Here is a 23,527-nt window from a genome sequence, read left to right as displayed (position 1 = left end):
TTCACGTTCCTTGGTGTTAGTATGCAATAATATTGTATGATTAAACGAAGTGTTGCTAGTTGTAAGAATATGTAGCTTGATAGCAGTCACGGAAGGGGCGATATATTGTATGATTTTTGTGACCTGGCTTGCGATAATTGATAGTTCTATCGGATGTATTACTTGAATCAATTAGGAAAGTGACTACAAGAAGAGTGATTCTTATGAGGAGTTTACCGGGCATAAAATAAAGTCAGCCCAACATTGATATGTTGGACTGACTTGAAAGTGGCTAGAGCTTTGTCATCGAAATTAGCAATTATTAATCATACATAAGCTTGTCTGCTTTGCTCATATCGAACTCTTTCAAAGACTTACGTGCTAGCGAGCGAAACGGCAGTGCTTTCACAATCTCTTCAAATGGCTGCACCGCAAACGCCCAGAATATTGAGCCATCAAATCCAAGAATAATAAGTGCACACAATGGGATAGATATTACCCACTGACCCGTAAAGTTGATCTTAAATACCGCAGTAGTTTTACCTAGTGCTCGTAATACATGCCCATGGACTGTGTTGTAGCCACGAATAATCGGCAGGAACACGTAAAGCGGAGCAATAACGGCAAGAGCCTGATAAGTAGCAGGGTCAAGATCAGGGTAAATATCCGCGAGCACAAAATGCATCCCGGCAAAGAATACCGCACAAACGACTGAAATACCGACCGCCACATCGATGCTGGTGTCGACGTTTTTCGTCAGGTCGTCCATTTTACGAGAGCCAATAGCTTGGCTGATGGTAATCGCTGAAGAGTGCGCCCATGCAGTGATAAATTGCGTACCAGCGCGAATCCAAGGGAATACTAAGGTAATTGCTACGTAGGCGTTGATGTTTAGCTGAGCATAGAGCAATTGATATGTTGTTGCCCCGATCGACAGAATGGTCACATTAGCGGCAACAGGGAAAATCTCGGTGAAATGCTTTTTCATATTGGTAAGCATCGCTGCTATTGATTTAGGCTTTTTCAGTTCGACCAAAGGCTCTAAACGTAGACACCACCATAAGAACACCATACGAATGATGATAGCGATAACGCTGCCCATTGCCGCGCCTTGAACCCCAGTTCCTGCAAACTCAATAGTACCGCCTAATTGAACACCGTGAATCAGAACATAAGAAAGTGCCGTGTTAATAGGGAGCTCTAGCAGGTAACCTTTAAACGGGATCTTACTGCGCCCCATACTATTGAATAGTGCAGTAATGACCTGAGTAACGGCGGTAAATAGGACTAAGTACTTCGAGATATCTAGGTATCCACTGATTTCGCCATTTAGCTCTGGCTTATCTGTTATCAGAGACAGCAAAGGCTGCTCGAATACGGTTAACAAGATCCAGAACAGAAGCGCCACAGAGAAGTTGATTGTCATGCCAGACAAAAAAGAGTTCGAAAGTGCGTCTTTTCTTCCAGAGCCTACTGCGCGGCTTAGGACCAATTGTGTACCGTTAGCCAGAGCCATCTGGATACCGAGTACAAAAGCGACAACAGTGGTGGCAATGCCCATTGCTGCGAGGGGTATTTCACCGAGAGGAGAGACCAACAGCGTATCGATCATTAGCATTGACTGCATCAGCAGTGCATTGAGTGCTAATGGCCAGGCAAGCGAGAAGTTCTTTCGGATGTAAGATTGAGAAGACACAAAAAACCTTGTTGAGTTGGGCGCTAAAGGATCATGCAAAGCGAGCGCAGTGCAAATACGGCATCATATTGTAATACAAAACTGTGGTGAGATATAAGATGGAAGTCACGCTAATCAGCAAGTAGGTTTGCAGAGGATCCGTTGTCCGCTTTGAGCTGTTTTGCGAAAAAGTCGCCCTGTCGAGCGAGGAGCGGGGGAAGACAGGGCGTGGTTAGATCTAAGCTAATTCGGCGCTGTTAGCGACCTTTTGTTCGAGTTTGCCTAATCTTTGGTACAAGTGGACAGTTTCGCGGGCATTTTCTATTGCCTGAATGGTCGTCATTAGATGATCTTGAGCATGGACCATCACTAAAGTGACTGGGATTTTACCTTCGCCCTCATCGGCACCGATGAGTTCGGTCTGAACTAAATGCGCTTGGCGGATCGCTTCATCAGCCTGCACCAAGAATTGCTCAGCGCCGTCTATATTGCCTACACGAGCACATTTAATCGCTTCCATTGATAGGCTTCTTGCTTCACCTGCGTTGCAGATGAGTCCCATGATAGTGACTTCTAAATCCATACTTTAATACCTCTAATTAAGCTGTTTCGCTCAGCGCTTCGATTGCCGTTGCAAGAACTTTGTCGCCGCGCATCGCACCGTAGTCCATTGGGTTGATCGCCAGAACTTTTTTACCTTGCTTAGCAGCTAACGTTGAGAATTCTTGCTGACGGAACTTCACTTGCGGGCCTAATAAGAAAACGTCCCAATCGGCTAGCTTTGCTTCAAACTCAGCGATAGGCACTGCAAGGATTTCAGCGTCAATTGATTGATTTTTCGCAGCTTCTTCCATCTTTTTGACCAAGATTGATGTAGACATACCCGCAGAACATAGCAATAGAATTTTCATAACACTTCTCCTGTAAAGAGCACCTCGTGTGCTCGATTTATGTTCCCAGTGTTACGGGTAACGTATTCTTCATCAAGATGTCATAAGGCAAAAATGTTACGTAGTTCAAATTTGGTGCGTATTTATCCAATTTTTCGTGCTCAAGATAACATTTATTCGGTTTTTGCTTTGTTTTTAGAAATTGTTACCCGTAATGTTACCCGTAACAAAAATGGATAACACGAACCTAAGGGGATAGATCGTGCTGAATAATGCGTTTACAGAAAAGCTCAATTATTGGGCGGGCTGGTTTACTAGCCTGAAATACGTCATGGCCATCAAACAAGCCTTTGTTATGTTGATGCCAGTCATTATCGTTGGTGCGTTTGGCGTACTGATTTCTAACATGGTTATGGGGACACAGTCGGGTCTTGCAGCATTTGAAACCTTTGCGTTTCTTGCAGAATACCGCCCAATAATGGGACAAATCAACTACGCGACGCTGAACTTCCTGACTATCGGTGCCATCTTTATGATTGGTCTCGAGCTCGGTAAGCTTAATGGTCAGAATAATGCTTATTCTGGTCTGCTTGCCGTGATCTGTTTCGTGGCCGTTATCCCAACGACGTATGAAGTTGTGGTTGCTGGTGAGGCATTCGAAGTGACTAACGTGATTGCGCGTCAGTACACGGACACGAAAGGTCTGTTCCTTGGTATGTTCATCGCGATTTTATCGGTAGAGGTATATAGCAAACTGCTTACTATGAACTCTCTACAGATCAAGATGCCAGACTCTGTACCGCCAAATGTTGCGAGTTCTTTCTCGGCGCTATTACCTTCTATCATTACTGTGACTGCAATCGCGACCTTCGGTTTCGCATTCTACGAAATCTCAGGTATGACGCTTTATGATGCGACTTACGCTGCAATTCAGCGTCCACTTGAGGGTGCCATCCAAAGTCTTCCTGGCGTACTGCTTCTGATGTTCCTTGCTCAAGTATTCTGGGTGGTGGGTATTCACGGTAACCAGATGATCAAACCACTTCGTGAGCCACTGCTCCTTGGTGCGATTGCCGCAAACATGACGGCTTATGAAAATGGTGAAGAAATCCCGAACATTATTACCATGCCTTTCTGGGATATCTACATGAGCATCGGTGGCTCTGGTGTCACAATCGGTCTTCTAGTTGCTGTATTCCTAGTGTGTAAGAAGCGTAAGGATATGCGTGAAATCGCTAAGCTATCTGTGGGTCCGGGTGCATTCAACATCAATGAGCCTGTGGTATTTGGTATGCCGATCATGCTTAATCCGGTTCTTGCTATTCCGTTCATCATCACACCGCTTGTCACTGGTGTCATTGGTTACTACGCAACGGCTATCGGTTTCGCTGGCAAGGCGGTGGTAATGATTCCATGGACCTGTCCACCGATACTCAGTGCATGGCTCGCAACCGGTGGTTCACTAGGTGCCGTGGTAACGCAGCTTGCTTGTATTGTTACCGCAATCATCATCTACCTACCATTTGTGAAGATTTGTGAGAACCAGTTTAAAGAGCAGCTTGATAACCTCGAAGCTGAAGAAGAGAAAGTTGAAGTTAAAGAAGCATTAGCGTAAGGATTGATGATGACCCAATATTCTATGAAGTTTCCAAAAGACTTTATCCTAGGTGCGGCTGCATCAGCATGGCAAACCGAAGGTTGGAGTGGAAAGAAAGAAGGTCAAGACTCTTATATCGATGTCTGGTACAAAAATGACCGTAAGGTTTGGCACAATGGCTACGGCCCTGCTGTTGCAACGGATTTCTACAATCGTTATGTCGAAGATATTGATTTAATGCAGGTGGTGGGCTTGACCCACTACCGCAGCTCAATCAACTGGTCTCGTTTTATGCTCGACTATGAGCAGGGAATCGTTGATGAAGAGTATGCCACCTATGTTGATCAAGTGATCGATACTATGTTGGCGAAAGGCATTGAGCCAATGTTCTGCCTAGAACACTATGAACTTCCAACTTATCTTTTAGACAACTATGGCGGCTGGAGCTCACCTAAAGTCGTTGATATGTTTGTGCATTATGCGCGAGAGGTCTTTAGACGTTACGGTCACAAGGTGAAGCACTGGTTTACGTTTAATGAGCCGATTGTGGTTCAAACGCGCGTCTTCCTCGATGCCATTCGTTACCCGTATGAGCAGGACACCAACAAGTGGATGGTGTGGAACCACGCGAAGAATCTAGCGACAGCGAAAATCGTCAAAGCCTACCGTGAAGGCGGTTATGACGGCAAAATCGGAGTGGTTCTCAACCCAGAGGTTACTTATCCTCGCTCAAGCGCAGCACACGATAAGCGTGCGGCAGAAGTGTATGACTTGTTCTACAATCGAGTGTTCTTAGACCCTGCTATCAAAGGTGAGTATCCAGAACAGCTACTGACTTTGTTGAAGGGCAACGGTATTGATTTTGCGCCATCAGCGGAAGAACTTGCCATCATCAAGAACAACACAGTGGATTTCATTGGTGCCAACCTTTACTACCCACACCGAGTGAAAGCACCTGAGGCTGAGTGGCCAAAACATGTGCCATTCCACCCTAAGAAGTACTTCAGTGGCTTCGAGTTACCGGGTCGTGAAATGAACTTCTCTCGCGGCTGGGAGATTGATCCCGCTATCGTTTACGACATGGCGATGCGCATTAAGAATGACTACGGCAATATTGAGTGGATTCTTAGTGAAAACGGCATGGGCATTGAGAACGAAGTTCAGTTTAAGGATGAGAATGGTCAGATTCAGGATGACTATCGCATCGACTTTATCTCTCGTCACCTTTACCACCTGCTGCGAGCTATTGAGGATGGTGCAAACTGTAAGGGCTATATGCTGTGGGCATTTACCGACAACGTTTCACCGATGAACGCCTTTAAGAATCGTTATGGTTTGGTGGAAATCGACTTGGACGACAATCGCAATCGTCGCGTTAAGAAATCCGGTCAATGGTATAAGGCATTGTCAGAAACTCGTTGCTTAGACATCAAGGTTGATGACGAATATCGTTAATACTCAGTGTGACGAGCGAGATCGCTCGTCACACCTTTATTTTAAGAATCTGAACACACATCTTTTAGGAAATGTTACCTATCTATTTGAATAAGAGTAAAAATTCTTTATTCTCCACCTGTAATACTGAACCTCAGTAAATCACTGTTTTCCGTTCCCTCTACAATATTAAAAATGTTACAGTAACATTTGATAACACTTGAGAATTCGTTGAATGACTATGGAAGCTAAACGTTCGCGCCCGACGTTACAAGATATCGCCGATCGCATTGGAATCACTAAGATGACGGTAAGTCGCTACATGCGAAACCCTGAGTCAGTCGCACAAGCCACAAGAGACAAGATTGCTCAGGTGGTGGAAGAGCTCGGCTATATCCATAACCGAACGCCAGCGATGCTGTCTAAGTCGTCTAGTAAAGCCATCGGTGTGTTACTTCCTTCACTCTCCAACCAGGTGTTTTCGAGCTTTGCACAAGGGATTGAATCGGTCACTAATCCACTTGGCTACGATACTTTGATCGCGCACTACAGCTATGACAAGGATATCGAAGAGAAGAAAATTGAGGCGTTTCTCTCTTATCAAGTTGATGGCCTAATACTCACCGATACCAACCATACTGAGCGTACCTTACAGATGATTAAGACGGCAGGTATTCCGGTCGTTGAAGCCATGGATTTACCACAAAACCCAATCGATATGGCAGTAGGGCTTGATCACATGGATGCTGCCTATACGGTCGTTAAGAAGATGATTGCTAAAGGCAAACGTAATATTGCTTACTTTGGTGCTCGCATGGATACACGAACTCAGCTTCGTATGCAGGGCTACGATAAGGCAGTCGTTGAAGCGGGTCTTGAACCACTCCACATACTTACCAAAGAGCACTCTAGCTTCCCGCTCGGTGGTACCTTGCTCGATAAAGCTCTGCTTATTCAACCAGAGCTCGATGGTGTATTCTGCACTAACGATGATATTGCCATCGGTACTATTATGGCTTGCCGACTCAAGCAGCGCCGAGTGCCAGAAGAAATCAGTGTGGTGGGCTTTAACTCACTAGATATGGGTAAAGTCATTAGTCCCACATTGGCCAGTATCGAAACGCCGCGTTTTGAGATAGGCAAAAAAAGCGCCGAGCTGTTGCTATCGGCGCTAACTGGAGAAACTGTTGAGCAAAAAGTGTTTGATATGGGCTTTACCCTAACTGAAGGCGAAAGCCTCTAGGTGAGTTCAGGCTCCAAAGTGTGTTTTTCTAGGCTTGGGTACAGAAAGCTCGCTCCCTGATCTGCCGCTGAAACCGTTTGGCGGCAATGCGCAAAAAGACCTCTTCCCCAGGTCATTTGACCGAGTTCGTTATCTATTTTTACACAGTCTCTGGAGTCAAGGTCGGTGAGTACCTCTAGGCATCCATTGACGCTATCTAGCCGCACTATGTCACCCTCTTTAATCTTGGCAATGACACCACCTCTGAGCGCTTCTGGAGAGACATGAATCGCCGCAGGAATTTTCCCTGATGCGCCGGATAATCGACCGTCGGTCACTAACGCCACCTTAAAACCATCATTTTGAAGGTTACCGAGCAGTGGCATGAGTTTGTGAAGTTCAGGCATTCCGTTGGCTGCCGGTCCATTAAAGCGCACCACCACAACGCAATCACAGTTAAGATCGCCACTTTGATAGGCGCGCTCTACTTCATTCTGGTCGTTAAATACCTTTGCGGGGGCTTCAATAACACGGTGCTCTTTCTTGACCGCAGAGACCTTAATGACCGCTTGTCCCAGGTTGCCTTTGAGAACTTTTAGGCCGCCGCTGCTTTGAAATGTTTGTCCTTCATTAGCAATGACTGCCGAGTCGCTAGAGCCTTTAGAGCGCCTCCATACGAGGTCTCCATCTTCAAGTGCCGGATAGCTGAGCTGATCTTTGAAGTGACCAAAAGCGGTTAATGTGTCTTGATGTAAAAGGTCTTGCTGAGCCAAGCGGGCCATCATAGCAGGCACGCCGCCTGCCGCTTGAAAGTCATTGATGTCTGCCGATCCATTTGGATAGATGTTAACGACCAGTGGTACTGCATCCGCAAGATCGCTAAGGTCCTGCCACGTGAGAATGTATCCTGCCGCTCGCGCGACGGCAATCATGTGAATACTGTGGTTAGTGCTGCCACCAGAAGCCAGTAGCGCGACCAATCCATTCACCAAGTTTTTTGCGGTAAATACCTCGTAAAGCGGACGATAGCGAGGTGATGTCGCACTGCTACTTGCAATGACTAACGCCGCATATTCCGTTAACACTCGACGAAGCGGGTCATGAGGTGCGATAAAAGCGCTTCCGGGTAGCATTAACCCCATGGCTTCAAAAACGAGCTGGTTGGTGTTGGCGGTGCCAAAGAATGTGCATGTGCCTGTGCCATGATAAGCACGGCATTCCATATCGAGCAGTGCCATTTGACCGAGATGGCCTGCCGCATACTGCTGGCGGATAGACACTTTTTCATCGTTGGAGATACCCGTTGTCATTGGTCCTGCGGGAATAAACGCTGTGGGAAGGTGACCATAAGCCAGCGCGCCCATGAGCTGTCCTGGGGCGATTTTATCGCAGACTCCCAACAGCAAGTTACCATCAAACATGTTGTGACTTAGCGAGAATGCGGTGCTCTGGGCAATCAAGTCTCGAGAAAACAGAGACATATCCATCCCAGGCTGTCCCTGTGTCACCCCATCACACATTGCTGGAACACAGCCCGCCACTTGCGCGGTATGACCAAGTTTAGCCAGCGCAGTTTGGATCTGCTCGGGGTAGACCTCGTAAGGCTTGTGAGCGCTCAGCATGTCATTATACGACGAGATAATCGCAAGATTGGCGCTAGTGTTATCAAGTAAGCGCTGCTTGTCTGCACAACCTGCTGTTGCTACCGCATGCGCTAGGTTGCCACAAGACAACTGACTGCGCCCTCGACCGGCTTCCTGTTGATGCGTCATTGCATCGAGGTAGCTTTGCCTCAATGCTTCACTGCGTTTCTCAATTCGTTGGGTGACCGCCATAATGGCTTGATGAGTCATGAAACCACCTCAAGCGAAACATCAGTAAGTTTCATACGGATCTCTTTCACAGCAGCCTGCACGACCGCATCAAGCGACATGTCTATCGGCACTGTGACGACGTCTAATTCACAGTCTGGTCTCTCTAACGCCTCAAATTGACTTTGCAATAGAGAAGACTTCATAAAGTGCCCACCGCGTTGGTTTACACGCTGTCTGATTAGCTCAAATTCGCCATCGAGGAAGACAAAGATGAGATTGTTGTTGCCGAACCGCAATGTATCTCGATAGCGGCGTTTGAGAGCAGAGCACACGATGACGCCATGCTCATTTTTCTGACCCAGACTGTAGGCCGCGTCATTGATGCGCTCTAGCCATGGTGCTCGGTCACTGTCTGTTAAGGCGTTGCCAGAAGCCATCTTGTCAATATTTGCGCGAGGGTGAAGATCATCACCATCGATAAACTTCGCGCCTAGTGTGTCGGCTATTTTTTTGCCGACCGTGCTTTTACCTGAGCCAGAAACGCCCATTACAACAATGCACTTTCCCAAGTTTCCTCCTTTGGGATCGAAATATGATCCACTCCGCACAATTCGATAAACGTCTAAATTATGGTTCATATTATCGATGTTACTGGTAACATGATACCGGTAACTTTTATTGTTGTGAACGAGAGCACATCAACATAAAAAACTGGATTACAGCAAGCTAACGGCTGGCATAGAGTGTTCTAAACGCTAGCAAATCGTACTTTGAAGTCGGATTTAAGGGGTAAAAATGTCGGTATTTCCAAAGAATTTCCTGTGGGGTGGAGCCATTGCAGCTAACCAAGCTGAGGGTGGTTATCGTGAAGGAGGTAAGGGTCTAACAACCGTAGATATGATCCCTTACGGTGATAATCGAATGCCAGTAAAACTTGGGCTTCGCGAACAGGTTTCACTGGACGAAGCGGAGTATTACCCAAGCCATGATGCTATCAATTTTTATCATCGCTACAAAGATGACATTGCTCTGTTAGCGGAAATGGGGTTCAAGGTCTTTCGCACCTCGATTGCTTGGGCACGCTTGTTTCCAAAAGGCGACGAACTGGAACCAAATCAGGCGGGGATAGCGTACTATCAAGACCTCTTTAGAGAGTGCAAAAAACACGGTATTGAGCCTTTAGTAACACTTTGCCATTTCGACGTACCGATGCACTTGGTGGATACCTATGGCTCATGGCGCAGCCGTGAGATGATAGGTTTCTTCGAACGATATGCACGTACTTGTTTCGAAGCATTTGATGGTCTAGTGAAGTACTGGCTAACCTTCAATGAAATCAATATCTTGCTCCATAGCCCATTCTCAGGTGCGGGTCTTCTTTTCAAAGAAGGAGAAAACAAGGAGCAAGTGAAATACCAAGCTGCCCACCATGAGCTAGTCGCGAGCGCTTTGGTGACGAAAATTGCCCACGAGATTAACCCAGAAAACCAAGTAGGGTGCATGTTAGCGGGTGGTAACTTCTACCCATATTCATGCAAGCCTGAAGACGTCAAAATGGCGCTCGACAAGGACCGAGAAAACCTGTTCTTTATTGATGTTCAAGCGCGAGGTTATTACCCATCATACGCCCAGCGTACGTTCCGAGATAAAGGTATTGAACTAGAGATTCATGACGAAGATCTAGAGATACTCAAAAACACCGTGGATTTCATTTCATTCAGCTATTACGCCTCACGTTGTGCGTCCGCAGACATGAATAAGGGCAACACCAGTGAAGCCAACGTCGTGAAGTCCATTCGTAACCCGCATCTAGAAGCCAGTGATTGGGGCTGGGTCATCGACCCGATGGGACTGCGAATTGCGATGAACACGCTCTACGATCGCTATCAAAAACCTTTGTTTCTCGTCGAGAACGGTTTGGGTGCTAAGGATGTAGTCGAAGCAAATGGTGAAATCAATGACGACTACCGCATTGACTACCTACGCGCGCACATTGAAGCCGTGGGCGATGCTATTGAAGATGGTGTGCCATTGATGGGCTATACGCCTTGGGGCTGTATCGACTTAGTGGCCGCGTCGACTGGAGAGATGAGTAAGCGCTATGGCTTTATTTATGTGGATCGCGATGATAAGGGTAATGGTACGTTAGAGCGCTCTCGTAAAAAGTCGTTTTTCTGGTATAAGAAAGTCATCGCTTCAAATGGAGAGGATTTGTCCTAGTTCTCTATCCCAAAAAAGATGTCTAAAAAAGGGATGCGAATAGCAAGGGCCATTAACTGGCCCTTTTTTTGTGTCAATTTCATGTCAGCTCGAAACAATATGTTAATTTGGTTGCATTTTGTAACCTCTCATCTTGTCTGTGGCGATGTGACCTTGTATTAATTTTGTTAATAAGCGTAGAAATTAGCAAAAAGCTCGGAGTTTTTGACAAGTAATTCTCAAGCGCTCAAAATACACTGCCTGCCATTGTAGTAGTCCAGTCGATGTTTTCGGCTGAGTAGAGATTGAGGAACACACATGTTTACAGCAACAGATGTGCTAAAAACGGAGTTTGTTGAGCAGCCGCTTGAACAGCTCTGGTCACTGATCTCTCCACTCTATATGGTGGATGAGTCTCAATGGTTGAAACAGCTTTTACCTCTGGCCACACCGCAAGGTGACGAAGCCCAGCAGATCCCACAGAAAACCACCCAGCTCATTGAAGCCATTCGTGCTGACAAAAATGCGATTCAGATGATCGATGCCTTGCTGCTTGAGTACAGCTTAGATACTCAAGAAGGCATTTTGCTGATGTGTCTTGCGGAAGCCTTGATGCGTATTCCAGATTCTGCAACGGCGGATGCGCTTATCCGCGACAAGCTCAGCGTGGCTGACTGGAAGTCACACCTAAAGAACTCTGATTCTGTGTTTGTGAATGCTTCAACTTGGGGCTTGATGCTAACGGGTAAAGTGGTGGGTCTGCCAGATTCACAATCTCAAAGCCCAGCGAAAGCAGTTAACCGCTTAGTGAACAAATTCTCTGAACCTGTGATTCGCAAAGCCATGTATCAAGCGATGAAGGTCATGGGTCATCAGTTTGTACTAGGCCGCAGTATTGGCGAAGCGCAGAAGAACGGTAAAAAAATGCGTGACCGCGGCTTTACCTATTCGTTTGATATGTTGGGCGAAGCGGCGCTAACCAAAGCGGATGGTGATAAGTACTTTAAAGATTACCTAATGGCCATCGAGGCAGTTGGCAGTGATAAATACGGTTTAGAGACCAGTCCGGCGCCGTCTGTTTCCATTAAGCTTTCTGCACTGCACCCTCGTTATGAAGTCGCAAACGAAAAACGCGTTCTTACAGAGCTATGCGATACGTTGACTCAGCTACTGACTCGCGCTCGCGAGCTAGATGTTGCTATTACTATTGATGCGGAAGAAGCGGATCGTCTTGAGCTTTCTCTAAAGCTCTTCGAAAAGGTGTACCGCAGCGATGTTGCGAAAGGCTGGGGTAAGTTTGGTCTGGTTATTCAGGCGTACTCTAAACGTGCACTGCCTGTGCTCGTTTGGGTTAATGCACTCGCGAAACAGCAGGGCGATTTGATTCCGCTTCGTCTAGTGAAAGGCGCGTATTGGGACAGCGAGATCAAGTGGTCTCAGCAAGCGGGTTACGATAACTACCCTGTTTATACCCGTAAAGAAGCGACTGACGTGGCATACCTAGCCTGTGCTCGCTTCCTACTGAGTGACAACGTACGTGGAAACATTTTCCCGCAGTTTGCGAGCCACAATGCACACACCGTGACAGCAATTGCAACCATGGCGCAGCACACTGATTACGAATTCCAGCGTCTACATGGTATGGGTGATTCCCTTTATGACCATGTGATGGATACTCACAAGCAACCGGTTCGAATCTACGCACCGGTAGGTAGCCACAAAGATCTGCTGCCATATTTGGTACGTCGACTGCTGGAGAATGGTGCGAACAGCAGCTTTGTACATCGTCTAGTTGATGCTCGTTGCCCGGTTGAGAGCCTAACGGTTCACCCGGTCGATGCACTCAACGCCAACGACACCTTGCATAACGCCAACATTGAACTGCCGCCTGCGATCTTTAGCGATCGTAAAAACTCGATTGGCGTGAACGTTGATATCGAGAGCGAAGTAAAAGAGTACGAACACAAAGTGGACGTATTCCGCAGCAAGCAGTGGCAGGGTGCGCCAATTATCAATGGACAGTCCCAATACGAAAGCATGATCAAGGTAGGCGCGACAGTAGATACGATTACTGCGCCGTATGATCGTCGAATTGTTGTTGGTCAGGTGGCTATGGCTAACCTTGATCATGTTTCCGAAGCTATTAAGGTGGCTGAGGAAGGATTCGCATCTTGGTCAACGCTTCCTTATGCAGAGCGTAGTCAGTGCTTACTTAACCTAGCAGACAAGCTAGAAGAGAACTTGCATGAGCTAGTGGCGATTTGTCACCAAGAGGCGGGCAAAACCATTCACGATAGTATTGACGAAGTGCGCGAGGCGGTCGACTTCTGTCGTTACTACGCTAAGCAGCCACACATCTTCAAGACACAATCGGTGCTTGGTTTCGATGGTCAATCAAAGTCGATGACTCGCGGTGGTCGCGGCGTGTTTGTTTGTATTAGCCCATGGAATTTCCCACTGGCTATTTTCCTTGGTCAAGTGACTGCAGCTTTGGTGGCAGGTAACACAGTGGTTGCTAAACCTGCAGAGCAAACTTCTCTCATTGCTGTACGTGCGGTCGAGCTGATGCTTGAAGCGGGCTTCCCAGCAAGCGCTATTCAGCTTATTACAGGTCGCGGGGCAGATGTGGGTCATGCTCTAACCTCTCACAACGCGATTGCTGGTGTTGCCTTTACCGGCTCGACACCAACTGCGCAGCGCATCAATAGCACCTTGGCAGCACGCCAAGTGGCGCCGGTGCCATTTATCGCTGAAACCGGCGGTCAAAACGCGATGATTGTGGATTCTACCGCGCTCCCTGAACAAGTGGTGCGTGACGTGGTTCGCTCAGCGTTTGCGTCGGCGGGTCAGCGTTGTAGTGCTCTACGTGTGCTGTATATCCAAGAAGATATCGCAGAGCGCGTGATCAACCTGATTCAAGGCGCAATGGATGAACTGAAAGTTGGCTTGCCATACCTGCATTCGACAGATGTTGGCCCTGTGATTGATGCCAATGCGAAGCAAAAGCTTCTGGCTCATATCGAAGCTATGACGAAGCAAGGCAAGAAAGTGGCTCAGCTATCTCTTGATGAGGAATGTGCAGAGGGCGACTTTGTTCCACCTTGTGCGTTTGAAATCTCGGATATCTCCGTTCTGACAGAAGAGCACTTTGGTCCAATCCTACATATCGTGCGCTTTAAAGCGTCTGAATTGCCGAAAGTGGTCGACAGCATCAATGCGACAGGCTTTGGTCTAACTCTTGGCGTACATAGCCGCAATGAGTCTACTTACGAATGGATCGAGAAACACGTTCGTGTCGGTAACTGCTACATCAACCGAGATCAGGTTGGTGCGGTAGTCGGTGTTCAACCGTTTGGTGGACAAGGACTATCGGGCACAGGACCAAAAGCTGGAGGTCCTCACTATCTGTATCGTTTCACGGATGTCGTCAACGGCACCGCTTCCATTTCAAAGTAAGGAGAAAGAGTCATGGTTAATAACGCAACAATTTTCTCTGATGTTTTGAATGCATGGGAGAGCTGGAATGTGACCGATTTTGCTGAGCAGCGTGAGTGCTTACTTTCTGTTCAGCGCAATATGGCAGAGCTGAACGCGACGCTGGCAAGCGTGATGGCGTTTCATGTTCAACAAGCGAATATCCTGCTGGCTAACCCGCATGTGATGCCGGGACCAACAGGCGAAACCAATGAGCTTTATGCTGCCGGTCGTGGCGTGGCTTTGGTGGTGCTTGAGAGCATCGATGCGCAAGCAAAAATCGCTGCTGTGGCACAGATAACCGCTGCGCTCATTGCTGGTAATGGCGTCATTGTTTGCTCTGGTAACGAGAAGTTTAATCAAATTTTAATTTCGGCAGTCGAGCGTTCTCAGCTGCCTTCTAACCTAGTCCAGATTGTCGCTTTAGAAGAAGCCACTACCTTCATCGATTTCGATGTACGTGTAGTCGGTCTTGTAGGCTCTGAAGAAACACAATGGCAGGTTAACCATCAACTGGCTAATCGCGATGGAGCGATAGGTCTTTTGGTGTCTGAAACGGATCTGGCGTCACTTCCAACGTCGCACGATCCGAATCTAGTGTTGAGGTTCATAACGGAAAGAACAAGAACCATCAACATCACAGCAGTGGGGGGCAATGCTACCTTGCTTGAACTTGGTAGCTAGTGGCTAAGGTCTTCGGACCAGCTCCACGCCGCCCTACCAGCCTCCAGCACTAAGCATGTTGGAGGCTGAATTCTAGGATGAGGAAACAATAATGATTCAAAATAGCTTCGCTATTACGACAACTTTTATCGCTTACTTGGCGATGATGCTTGCTATCGGTGTGATCGCTTATAAGCGCACAGCGAACTCAAGCGACTACTTTCTTGGTGGACGCTCTTTAGGCCCTTGGCCTGCAGCGCTATCTGCTGGCGCATCTGACATGAGTGGATGGCTACTACTTGGTTTGCCAGGCTACGCCTACGCAGCGGGTATTGAGGCATTTTGGTTGGCAGGTGGCCTATTAGTGGGTACTTGGCTGAACTGGCTGATCTGCGCGAAACGACTACGTACATACAGTATTACCACTGACGCTCTGACTCTTCCTGAATATCTATCTCGTCGTTTTAACGACAGCTCTAAGGTGATTCAGGTTGTATCTGCGTTCTTCATTTTGCTTTTCTTCCTTTTCTACACCAGTTCTGGTCTAGTGGCAGGCGGTAAACTGTTTGAAACGGTATTCGGCTTAGACTACACAATCGCTGTTATCATCGGCACCGTCTGTGTGGTGTCATACACGCTATTTGGTGGCTTCCTTGCAGTATCTTGGACTGACTTAGTTCAGGGTCTACTCATGGCAGCAGCGCTAATGATTGTACCGGTAATCGGTATGCAAGGTGGTCTTGGTCAACTAACGGCAGACCTAGAAGCGATTAACCCTGAACTACTGACACTTTGGAATGACGCGAAAGGTCAGCCTCTGTCTGCTATTGCTATCATTTCATTGGTTGCATGGGGCCTAGGTTACTTTGGTCAGCCACATATCTTGGCACGTTTCAAAGCATCACGTAGCAACAAAGATCTCACTACGGCACGTCGCATCGCGGTAGTCTGGTCTGGTCTTTCTATGATTGGTGCACTGCTCGTGGGCGTGGTTGGTTTAGTGTACATCACTAACACCGGTGGTGACGTTCTAGCAGATGGTGAAAAGATCTTCATGCTGCTTGTTAATGCACTATTCCACCCTGTGATTGCAGGTATCTTGCTTGCTGCGATTCTTGCGGCAATCATGAGTACGGCGGATTCACAGTTATTGGTATCTTCTTCAGCATTAGCAGAAGATTTCTATAAGCAAATCATCAACAAAGACGCGACGTCTGAGCAAGTGGTGATGGTGGGTCGCGTAGGCGTTATCCTGCTATCTGTCATTGCGCTTGTACTTGCAATGACCCCAGACAGCTCGGTATTAGGTCTAGTATCTTACGCTTGGGCAGGCTTTGGTGCGGCGTTTGGTCCTGCAATCCTACTTAGCCTTTACTGGGCTGGTATGAACCGTAACGGTGCTATCGCAGGTATCATCGTTGGCGGTGTGACTATCGTGGTATGGAAACAGCTTTCTGGCGGTATCTTCGATATCTACGAAATCGTCCCTGGATTCATTCTATCTTGGATTTCAATCATGGTAGTGAGCTCAATGACGGGCGGTCCTGATAAAGATGTTCAGGAACAGCATGCTACGTTTGAGAAGAATCTAGTTGAATTAGACTAATTCACTTGGTTATTGAAAAGCCCTGACTTCTCCTCAGGGCTTTTTTACGTCTGCGTATTTAAGGGTGAACAGTTGTTGCATGGTTAGCCCTTTGAGGGCCGAAGTCACAATGTAGAAGCTTCGCCGTCAAAAGTACGCCATCGTTCTAACAAGCCTTCCATTGGGATTTTTTGGCCGCCGACGGTCGGTTGTTTGCCAGCCCTCGCAGCGTTTAAGAGCGACTCAATAGCATGTTCAGCCTCATCGTTATCCCTAATATCGAAGGTGTAAAGTCCCGAGTAACAGCCTGACGTTGCTGTCACCTTCAGCCCGTCGATCTCCACTACCCTGGTTTCCATATCATTTCCTAAATCGGAGCACACTGAGCTATGTGGAAAAACGATATAAAACTGTGGTTCTCCGTTTAGTCGTCCCAAGACGATTTGAGAGGGAGAGTTATCATGCAAACTGCTCGAGGGGATCAAGTCACTTTTCACAAACTGCATATTTAAACTATGGTTGCCTATCCAACCTGCATTCGCAGAAAACGTAACCACAGTTGCAATGGCCGTCAGTAGTCTTTTCATCGTACGATCTTTCTCGGTTTGGTTTTATGAAGGAGACGCTTTACTAGGTAGGATAAAGCGTCGCAATGGTACCTATCTGTCTGGTCATTTCAAGGCGGATATTAATAGATTCACCTTATCTGTCCTTTAGGGTTAAAAGTAATACGCCACACCCACTTCAAACTTATGATCATTATCGGTCGGTAAGGCGATGCCTCGTGAGTTCGATTTCGCCTCCAACTCTGACTTGGTATAGGTGTGTGAAGCTTCAACCCACCACAAGCCATCTTTGGAAATCGGTTGGCCGTAGCCTGTTTTCACCTGTAAGACATCGCCAAATGCTTTGAGACTACTGTTGTTGGATTCAACATCGCCACTCACATGCATGTACTGAGGTTGGAATACGGCATATTGTCCCCAGTTCCCAATAGACAATGAACCGAATAAGTTCAGCTGGTAGCCGCTCAGGCTAGCGTCCATGCTTCCATCCTGTCTCGCCGTTCCCATAACATAAGCGACATTGGGATAGATCGAGAGCGCTTCCCAAGGCGTGGCTACTTTGGCGATGGTGCCGATGGCGACCAAGTCTGAACCGATACCATTGGTGTTCTCCCAACCGCGAATGTAATCGACCGAGAAGCCGGCTTGCTTGATTGCCGCGCTATCAACGTCCAACACCTGAAAGTATCGAAGACGGGTGTTATTGTCTTTACTTCCGGTGCCGTTGGTTTTGGTCGCTAGGTTGTGCTCGACCAGTCCCATGAAAGTGTTGCCTTCTGAGTATTGCCCTGCAAGACCTACCATACCTTTTACCGTGCCTTGATTATCCACGGTACCGAAGACAAATGAGTTTACTTGCGTTAAATCGCTTGGGTCGGGTTGTGTCGTTTCCGCTTGTGCAAAACCTACGTTGAATAGCGAAACTATCAGTATTGGCGTCCAACGTGTTTTCATTGTGACGGCTCCAGTGCATCGAGAATGCTTGGAACTAGCTGATGGAATTGCATTGCCGCAAAGCGAGGCGTTTCTGCCATTGGGTAGGCGCCGTTGAGCGCAATCACCGAGTTGGTTTCTTTGTGCATTACACACATTTGCCCATTAACGCCAACCATAGCTAGGATTCGGTGTTTACCAATCTCCAATACGCGAAACTGGTCTTTGTAGTAGCCCGACGCGAGTGTCGATTCTTTCCCTTTTTGCCACGCACGGCGAACCTCATTGTTGCCTTTCCATAGGTTTCTTACAAACTCTGCAGGCAATACTTGCTCGCCTTTGTCATTTTTGCCGTCATTGAGGAACAGTAGACCTACTCGCGCAAGATCCTTGGTTGCCATGTTCATACCGGTAGAGCCCATCGCTAGCCCCTTTTTATCCGACATAAAGTGAGCATCGGCCGCGACACCCACTTTTTGTAGCAGGTCTTGCTCGAGGATGTTGGTAAAGGATTGACCCGTCGCGCGATCAACAATGAGACCTAGGAGCTCTGAGTTCACATCTTGATAGTCGTACTTCTCACCCATGGCATAGGCTTGACGCTCTTTAATAAGCGGGAAGAAATCCAAGGTACCATTTGGGTAAGGCTTAGCAGCCTCTTCACCGTAATAACCCTGTGCGTTGGATAGGCGAACATCCCAGTACTTCTCTTTCGTACCCGGCGCAAGCACGACGGCTGTACGCATGTCTGACACTTCTTGAACGGTTGCGTTTTCAAAAGCAGAACCCTGAAGCTCTGGAACATACTTCACCGCGAAATCATCCCAATTCAATTGACCTCTTCCAACCGCAATGGCAGCCGCCATCGCCGTGAACGATTTAGAAACAGACATATCCAAATGAGGAGAGAACTCCGTCATGCCATTGCCAAAGTGCTCATGAACAAGCTTGCCATCCTTCAGAATAACGGCGTTGTGGTTTTGCATGCGGTTAAGCATGAAATCTTTGGCCGACATTTCGCCATCGTAATCAGGCACCATAACGTTTGCTAGGTTAAGAGGTTTGCCCTGAGGAAGCTCTAGGACATAGTCGCCTTTGTGTAAGGTATAGCTGTGGGTGAACTTGTAGACGTGTGGCATTGCTGAGGCGATAAACTCGGGTGTTTCCCATGTTTCACCCGTAATGCCATAAGCCTCAGCGGCGGCGATATAGTCTAAATCTGGTCCAGTAAATGTTGCGGCATTAACGTTTAGAGAACCCAAAGCCAGCACTGAAGCGAGGAGTGTTTTTTTCATTGCCATCTTCCCAAATTAATTTTCAATTCGCCTCTGCTGAGGCACTTAGATGATTTTGGAATCAGGGTAATCTAGGGTGCGAATTGTGAGCAATTCGAACGAAATTAGAAATGGGTAGAGAGGCATTCAGAATTAAGCGCGAGGTCACAAGCTCTCGCGCCTTTAGATCTATTTGTTGAGTTAAGTTGCTGCTACCAAGCGTTCAAAAGCTTAGCTCAGCACCTTTTTGAGCTGCCACAATGAGTTTTGTATTTGCTCAAGTGGCGCTGCAAAGTTCATGCGATAGAAGTTTTCGTCCGGCTCTCCAAACCAAGTCCCCGGTGTTAATGCGAGCTTAGCCTCGTCTACCAGCACTGATTTTAATGCGGCATAATCAAGATTCAGCCCGCTAAAGTTGAACCAAATTTGGTTGGTTCCCTCTGGATCGAATACAGTCACTTGAGGTAGTTGCTCACGCATGAAGGTCACAATCCAGTCGCGATTACGTTGGGTGTATTGGACGAAGTCATTGAACCAAGCTTCGCCGTGTTCATAAGCCGCAATGGTCGCACGAGTAGTAAAGACGTTGCCATGATCGAGCGACATGGACGCCACCGTTGCTTTGATTTGATCTTTGAGCTCAGTATTAGCGCTGTAGATGTAGCCATTGGAGATACTATTTAGTCCAAAATTCTTTGCTGGCGAGCCAATAATCGTGATGGTGTTGTCATAGTCAAAAGAGGCAATGCTTGTGAATGTGTTTCCCTCGAAAACGATGTCTGCATGTACTTCATCACTGACAATAAGCGTCTGATATTTTTCAGCAATTGCGACCAACTTTTCCAATTCGTCTGGTTTCCAAACGCGACCTACTGGGTTATGTGGGTTGCACAGCAGAATCATTTTTACATTGTTGTCACGCAACTGAGCTTCTAGTGCGTCAAAATCCATAACGTAGCGACCGTCAGCAATGTTGAGTGTATTACTTACGGTTTTTCTTCCTGCAGATTCAATCAAGCGACGGAACTGATGATAAACAGGAGTTTGAATGAGTACGCCGTCGCCTTTTTCCGTAAACTCTCGGATCAGAAGTGCGATAGCACTCAATACGCCCGGTACTTGCACGAACTGTTGTGGGTCAAGTGTTAGGCCGTGACGCTTTTGGTTCCAACTGGAAATAGTGTTGAATACCGTTTGTGAATCGAACTCATAAGAGTAGGTTTCACGACTGACTAGTTCTTGCATTGCCTGAGTGATAGGAAAAGCAATCGGAAACTCCATATCGGCGATCCAATACGGTGTGACATCATCGGTGCCATAAATCTGCTTAAGCATGTTGCTGTCGTGTTTAATGAACTTGTTCGATGCTTCTCGGTTGTCAGGAGTGACTTTTAACATAATAGGTCTCTAGTTTTGGTTCGTGTGTACCTATAAGACGAAGCAGGGTGAAAAAAGACGAAAAGTATTTTTATATTTTTGGAAATATGAAAATTAAACGACGGTTTTCTTCAGTTGGGCATGTGAAATGCGCTGTCTACTGTGAGCTACAGCCTTTTTGCCATCGGGTGATCCGGATTCAATTGCAGCAAGTCCCAGAGGTTGCCATATAGGTCTTTAAACACAGCAACCCAACCGTAGTCCTGCTCTGATGGCTCGCGAACAAAATGGATACCGAAAGCACGCATGCGCTCGTAATCGCGCCAAAAATCGTCGGTATTGAGAAACAGGAACACGCGACCACCGGTTTGATTACCGATAAAGTCATGCTGTTCTGGTTTTGAAGCTTTGGCGAGCAAAATGGTAGTTCCTGTAGAGTTTGGCGGTGCTACCACCACCCAGCGCTTGTCTTGCTCGGGTTGGTAGGTGTCTTCTATCAGTTCAAACTGAAGTTTATTCACATAAAAATCAATGGCTTCATCGTAGTCTTTGACGACCAGAGCAATGTGAGCGATGCCTTGTTTCATTGGTTTACCTTTGTGAACTCGTTGGGTGCGGTAAAAGTACCGTACAGGTTATTGCCAAAGTCAGTCAATGGCGAAGCTGGGTAAACGAGCTAAAATAGGCCCTGATACAACCTTTATGACAGCACACATAACAAGGATTGAGATCTATGGAAAAAAGCGAGAAAGAGCGGGTAAAAGAGCTGCTTATTGCCACTAAGTACGGTGTGTCTGCCTCTGAGATGCCTATCATCATTCAAGTGCCGCAGGAGAGAGGGTTAGCCATCATCAAACAGCTCATTGCTGAGGGTGAGGATGTACACGCGTTAGGCGAAGGGGAAAATCCAGAGGAGCTGGTGCTGTACTCCATAGGCAGCATTGATGACAGTATTGCTCAGTATGAGTAGGCAGTACCATGACTGCCTTTATTATCTAGGGTAACTCACGATATTGTGGAATACCGCGTCTACTGATACCGCTTCATAGCCATGCGGCTGGTCACTGTAAAAACGCAAACTCTCACCGGCATTGAGTAAATGCCACTCTTGGTCAAAAAATATCTGTACTTGGCCACTTATCACATGCACATGCTCAATCACGCCCATGCTGTGTGGGCTAGACATTTGTTGATGGTGCCCGGACAACGTGATCTCAAAGACCTCGATACCAGTGTCTTCTTGAAAAGGAAATAACGGTTTTACCTTCATTCGTGGATCGTCAGGAAACAGGCGTTCGGGAGTTTGCAAGCTGGGTTCGTTGGCAAAAAACGCCGAGAATGAGGTTTCAAGGCCGCTGGCGATCTTCCATAGCGTCGCAATTGTCGGGCTTGATTCTTCTCGCTCTATTTGCCCAAGCATGGCTTTGGACACGCCAGTGAGTTTGGATGTCGCATCTAGGCTTAACTTCTTTTTCTTTCGCTCTGATTTTAGATGCTGGGCGATCTCAGACCTAAATTTGGAGTCTTGCATTGGCTCTGTTCCTGTTGTGCGTTATAGCGCACAGTGCTATCTTTGTTTTGTGCGTTATTACGCACAGATGGAGTTACTATACAGAAAGGGATGACAATGAGCCAAAATATTTCCACGTTGCACCACATAACCGCGGGCTTTACGGCGGTGCTCGTCGGTTATACCAGTTCGGTGGTGATCATATTGCAGGCCGCGACGGCAGCGGGGGCGTCTCCCGCGCAAATAGAGAGCTGGTTGCTCGCGCTTGGTGTAACGATGGGGGTCACGTCGATAGGTTTCTCATGGTATTACAAAATGCCAATTTTGACCGCGTGGTCGACGCCGGGTGCTGCCATATTGGTGAGCTCAGCCTCGGAACACGACATGCCTGCCTTGATTGGTGCCTTTGTTGTTTCAGGCCTAATGATTGTTATTACTGGCCTTGTCTCTCCTCTTTCTCGAGCGTTGCAACGTATTCCCACCCCTCTTGCGACCGCTATGTTGGGTGCGATTTTGTTGCCATTCTGCGTTCGTGCATTTGAGCCCGCCATGACGACACCTTATGCGTTTGTATGGATGTTTCTCAGTTTTATCATCAGCAAGCGGTTTATGCCCAAGTACACGATGTTGCTGCTGCTTGTTGTTGGATGCGCTTTGGCGTTTTCTGCTGATGGTGAATCGTTCTCAAACCCAGAGCTATCCATTGCCCAAGCGAGCTGGGTGACGCCCATGTTTGATTGGTCAGCAATGCTCAATATTTCTTTGCCGCTTTATATTGTAACCATGCTGTCTCAAAACCTTCCGGGTGTAGCGATGATGAAAAGCTATGAATATGAGACACCCGTGAAGCCTGTGCTGGTGGGGACGGGTCTTGCAAACGTGCTATCCGCACCCTTTGGCGGCTTTAGTGTCAATCTAGCGGCGATATCGGCGGCGATTTGTATGAATGATGATGTAGACACTGACAAGAGCAAGCGATACAAAGCCGTGATTTGGGCGGGTGTGTTCTATCTGATCGCAGGGCTATTGGCTTCCGTCGTGGTGTCCATGTTTTTAGCATTTCCAAAGGAAATCACCCATATGCTCGCCGGCTTTGCATTGCTTGGAACCCTGATGATGTGTCTGCAAAGTGCATTTGATTCGCCAGATTACCGGGAACCAGCTCTATTGGTGCTGGTGGTGACGCTATCGGGTGTGACGGTTTTGGGAATTAATGCGACCTTGTGGGGGCTGATTGTTGGCTGGCTGTATTCGTTTACCATGAATACAGCCAAACGATGATAGGTTGTGAGAGTCTATTTTGAAAAATACATAAATGATAAGGGCTCACATAAA

Annotated in this window: 20 protein-coding genes; 9 read left to right on the top strand and 11 right to left on the bottom strand. The window is 47.3% G+C overall.

Features of this window, described 5'->3' with window-relative positions:
• Nucleotides 1-301: 301 nt before the first annotated feature.
• The 3 genes from J4N45_RS27005 to J4N45_RS26995 form a co-directional block, all read right to left on the bottom strand.
• Entirely contained in the window at nucleotides 302-1,606 is a 1,305-nt protein-coding gene (locus tag J4N45_RS27005) for an MATE family efflux transporter (RefSeq protein ID WP_252017261.1), read from the bottom strand.
• Between the two features lie 286 nt (nucleotides 1,607-1,892).
• A complete protein-coding gene (locus J4N45_RS27000) occupies nucleotides 1,893-2,237 on the bottom strand; it encodes a PTS lactose/cellobiose transporter subunit IIA (protein WP_128649527.1) in 345 nt (114 codons plus the stop codon).
• Nucleotides 2,238-2,253: 16 nt separating this feature from the next.
• Nucleotides 2,254-2,565, bottom strand: a complete 312-nt coding sequence (locus J4N45_RS26995; protein ID WP_252015914.1) for a PTS sugar transporter subunit IIB — start codon at nucleotides 2,563-2,565, stop codon at nucleotides 2,254-2,256.
• 241 nt (nucleotides 2,566-2,806) lie between these two features.
• Between J4N45_RS26995 and J4N45_RS26990 the strand changes: the two genes are divergently transcribed.
• The 3 genes from J4N45_RS26990 to J4N45_RS26980 all read left to right on the top strand — a co-directional run bounded on the left by J4N45_RS26990 (nucleotide 2,807) and on the right by J4N45_RS26980 (nucleotide 6,818).
• A complete protein-coding gene (locus tag J4N45_RS26990; protein ID WP_252015912.1) occupies nucleotides 2,807-4,159 on the top strand; it encodes a PTS sugar transporter subunit IIC in 1,353 nt (450 codons plus the stop codon).
• A 9-nt stretch (nucleotides 4,160-4,168) separates the two neighbouring features.
• On the top strand, nucleotides 4,169-5,596 hold the full coding sequence (locus J4N45_RS26985) for a glycoside hydrolase family 1 protein (protein ID WP_252015910.1): 1,428 nt from the start codon (nucleotides 4,169-4,171) through the stop codon (nucleotides 5,594-5,596).
• Nucleotides 5,597-5,810: 214 nt separating this feature from the next.
• Entirely contained in the window at nucleotides 5,811-6,818 is a 1,008-nt protein-coding gene (locus J4N45_RS26980) for a substrate-binding domain-containing protein (RefSeq protein ID WP_252015908.1), read from the top strand.
• Here the strand turns inward: J4N45_RS26980 and edd are convergent.
• On the bottom strand, nucleotides 6,815-8,650 hold the full coding sequence (gene edd / locus J4N45_RS26975; RefSeq protein ID WP_252015906.1) for a phosphogluconate dehydratase: 1,836 nt from the start codon (nucleotides 8,648-8,650) through the stop codon (nucleotides 6,815-6,817). The genes J4N45_RS26980 and edd overlap by 4 nt on opposite strands.
• Entirely contained in the window at nucleotides 8,647-9,159 is a 513-nt protein-coding gene (locus J4N45_RS26970) for a gluconokinase (RefSeq protein WP_252017260.1), read from the bottom strand. Before J4N45_RS26970 ends, edd begins: the two co-directional genes overlap by 4 nt.
• Before the next feature lie 247 nt (nucleotides 9,160-9,406).
• On the opposite strand from J4N45_RS26970, the gene J4N45_RS26965 reads away from it, so the two are divergent.
• The 4 genes from J4N45_RS26965 (at nucleotide 9,407) to putP (ending at nucleotide 16,553) form a co-directional block, all read left to right on the top strand.
• A complete protein-coding gene (locus J4N45_RS26965; RefSeq protein ID WP_252015904.1) occupies nucleotides 9,407-10,831 on the top strand; it encodes a 6-phospho-beta-glucosidase in 1,425 nt (474 codons plus the stop codon).
• A 297-nt stretch (nucleotides 10,832-11,128) separates the two neighbouring features.
• A complete protein-coding gene (gene putA / locus J4N45_RS26960; RefSeq protein WP_252015902.1) occupies nucleotides 11,129-14,266 on the top strand; it encodes a bifunctional proline dehydrogenase/L-glutamate gamma-semialdehyde dehydrogenase PutA in 3,138 nt (1,045 codons plus the stop codon).
• A 12-nt stretch (nucleotides 14,267-14,278) separates the two neighbouring features.
• A complete protein-coding gene (locus J4N45_RS26955) occupies nucleotides 14,279-14,968 on the top strand; it encodes a 1-pyrroline-5-carboxylate dehydrogenase (RefSeq protein WP_252015900.1) in 690 nt (229 codons plus the stop codon).
• A 91-nt stretch (nucleotides 14,969-15,059) separates the two neighbouring features.
• Complete coding sequence (gene putP / locus J4N45_RS26950) at nucleotides 15,060-16,553, top strand: sodium/proline symporter PutP (protein ID WP_252015898.1); 1,494 nt, start codon at nucleotides 15,060-15,062, stop codon at nucleotides 16,551-16,553.
• 104 nt (nucleotides 16,554-16,657) lie between these two features.
• Here the strand turns inward: putP and J4N45_RS26945 are convergent, their stop codons facing one another.
• From J4N45_RS26945 to J4N45_RS26925, 5 genes are all read right to left on the bottom strand, one after another.
• The gene (locus J4N45_RS26945) at nucleotides 16,658-16,891 is read right to left on the bottom strand and encodes a hypothetical protein (RefSeq protein ID WP_252015896.1); all 234 of its coding nucleotides are present in this window, start codon (nucleotides 16,889-16,891) and stop codon (nucleotides 16,658-16,660) included.
• Between the two features lie 360 nt (nucleotides 16,892-17,251).
• Entirely contained in the window at nucleotides 17,252-18,052 is an 801-nt protein-coding gene (locus J4N45_RS26940; protein ID WP_252015894.1) for a hypothetical protein, read from the bottom strand.
• Nucleotides 18,049-19,326, bottom strand: coding sequence for a serine hydrolase domain-containing protein (locus tag J4N45_RS26935; protein ID WP_252015892.1), 1,278 nt, complete (start codon nucleotides 19,324-19,326; stop codon nucleotides 18,049-18,051). Before J4N45_RS26935 ends, J4N45_RS26940 begins: the two co-directional genes overlap by 4 nt.
• 210 nt (nucleotides 19,327-19,536) lie before the next feature.
• Complete coding sequence (locus J4N45_RS26930) at nucleotides 19,537-20,703, bottom strand: MalY/PatB family protein (RefSeq protein ID WP_252015890.1); 1,167 nt, start codon at nucleotides 20,701-20,703, stop codon at nucleotides 19,537-19,539.
• Between the two features lie 146 nt (nucleotides 20,704-20,849).
• The gene (locus tag J4N45_RS26925; RefSeq protein WP_252015888.1) at nucleotides 20,850-21,269 is read right to left on the bottom strand and encodes a VOC family protein; all 420 of its coding nucleotides are present in this window, start codon (nucleotides 21,267-21,269) and stop codon (nucleotides 20,850-20,852) included.
• A gap of 146 nt (nucleotides 21,270-21,415) precedes the next feature.
• Here J4N45_RS26925 and J4N45_RS26920 point away from each other — a divergent pair, with 146 nt between their 5' ends.
• The gene (locus J4N45_RS26920) at nucleotides 21,416-21,652 is read left to right on the top strand and encodes a hypothetical protein (RefSeq protein WP_234497674.1); all 237 of its coding nucleotides are present in this window, start codon (nucleotides 21,416-21,418) and stop codon (nucleotides 21,650-21,652) included.
• Nucleotides 21,653-21,673: 21 nt separating this feature from the next.
• On the opposite strand, the gene J4N45_RS26915 is transcribed toward J4N45_RS26920, so the two are convergent.
• A complete protein-coding gene (locus J4N45_RS26915) occupies nucleotides 21,674-22,213 on the bottom strand; it encodes a helix-turn-helix domain-containing protein (protein ID WP_252015887.1) in 540 nt (179 codons plus the stop codon).
• 78 nt (nucleotides 22,214-22,291) lie between these two features.
• Here J4N45_RS26915 and J4N45_RS26910 point away from each other — a divergent pair, with 78 nt between their 5' ends.
• The gene (locus J4N45_RS26910) at nucleotides 22,292-23,473 is read left to right on the top strand and encodes a benzoate/H(+) symporter BenE family transporter (RefSeq protein WP_286036923.1); all 1,182 of its coding nucleotides are present in this window, start codon (nucleotides 22,292-22,294) and stop codon (nucleotides 23,471-23,473) included.
• Nucleotides 23,474-23,527 lie beyond the last annotated feature (54 nt).

The organism is Vibrio sp. SCSIO 43140 (genome assembly GCF_023716585.1).
Classification (GTDB): domain Bacteria; phylum Pseudomonadota; class Gammaproteobacteria; order Enterobacterales; family Vibrionaceae; genus Vibrio; species Vibrio maritimus_B.
This window is presented reverse-complemented; position numbering and strand designations above follow the sequence as displayed.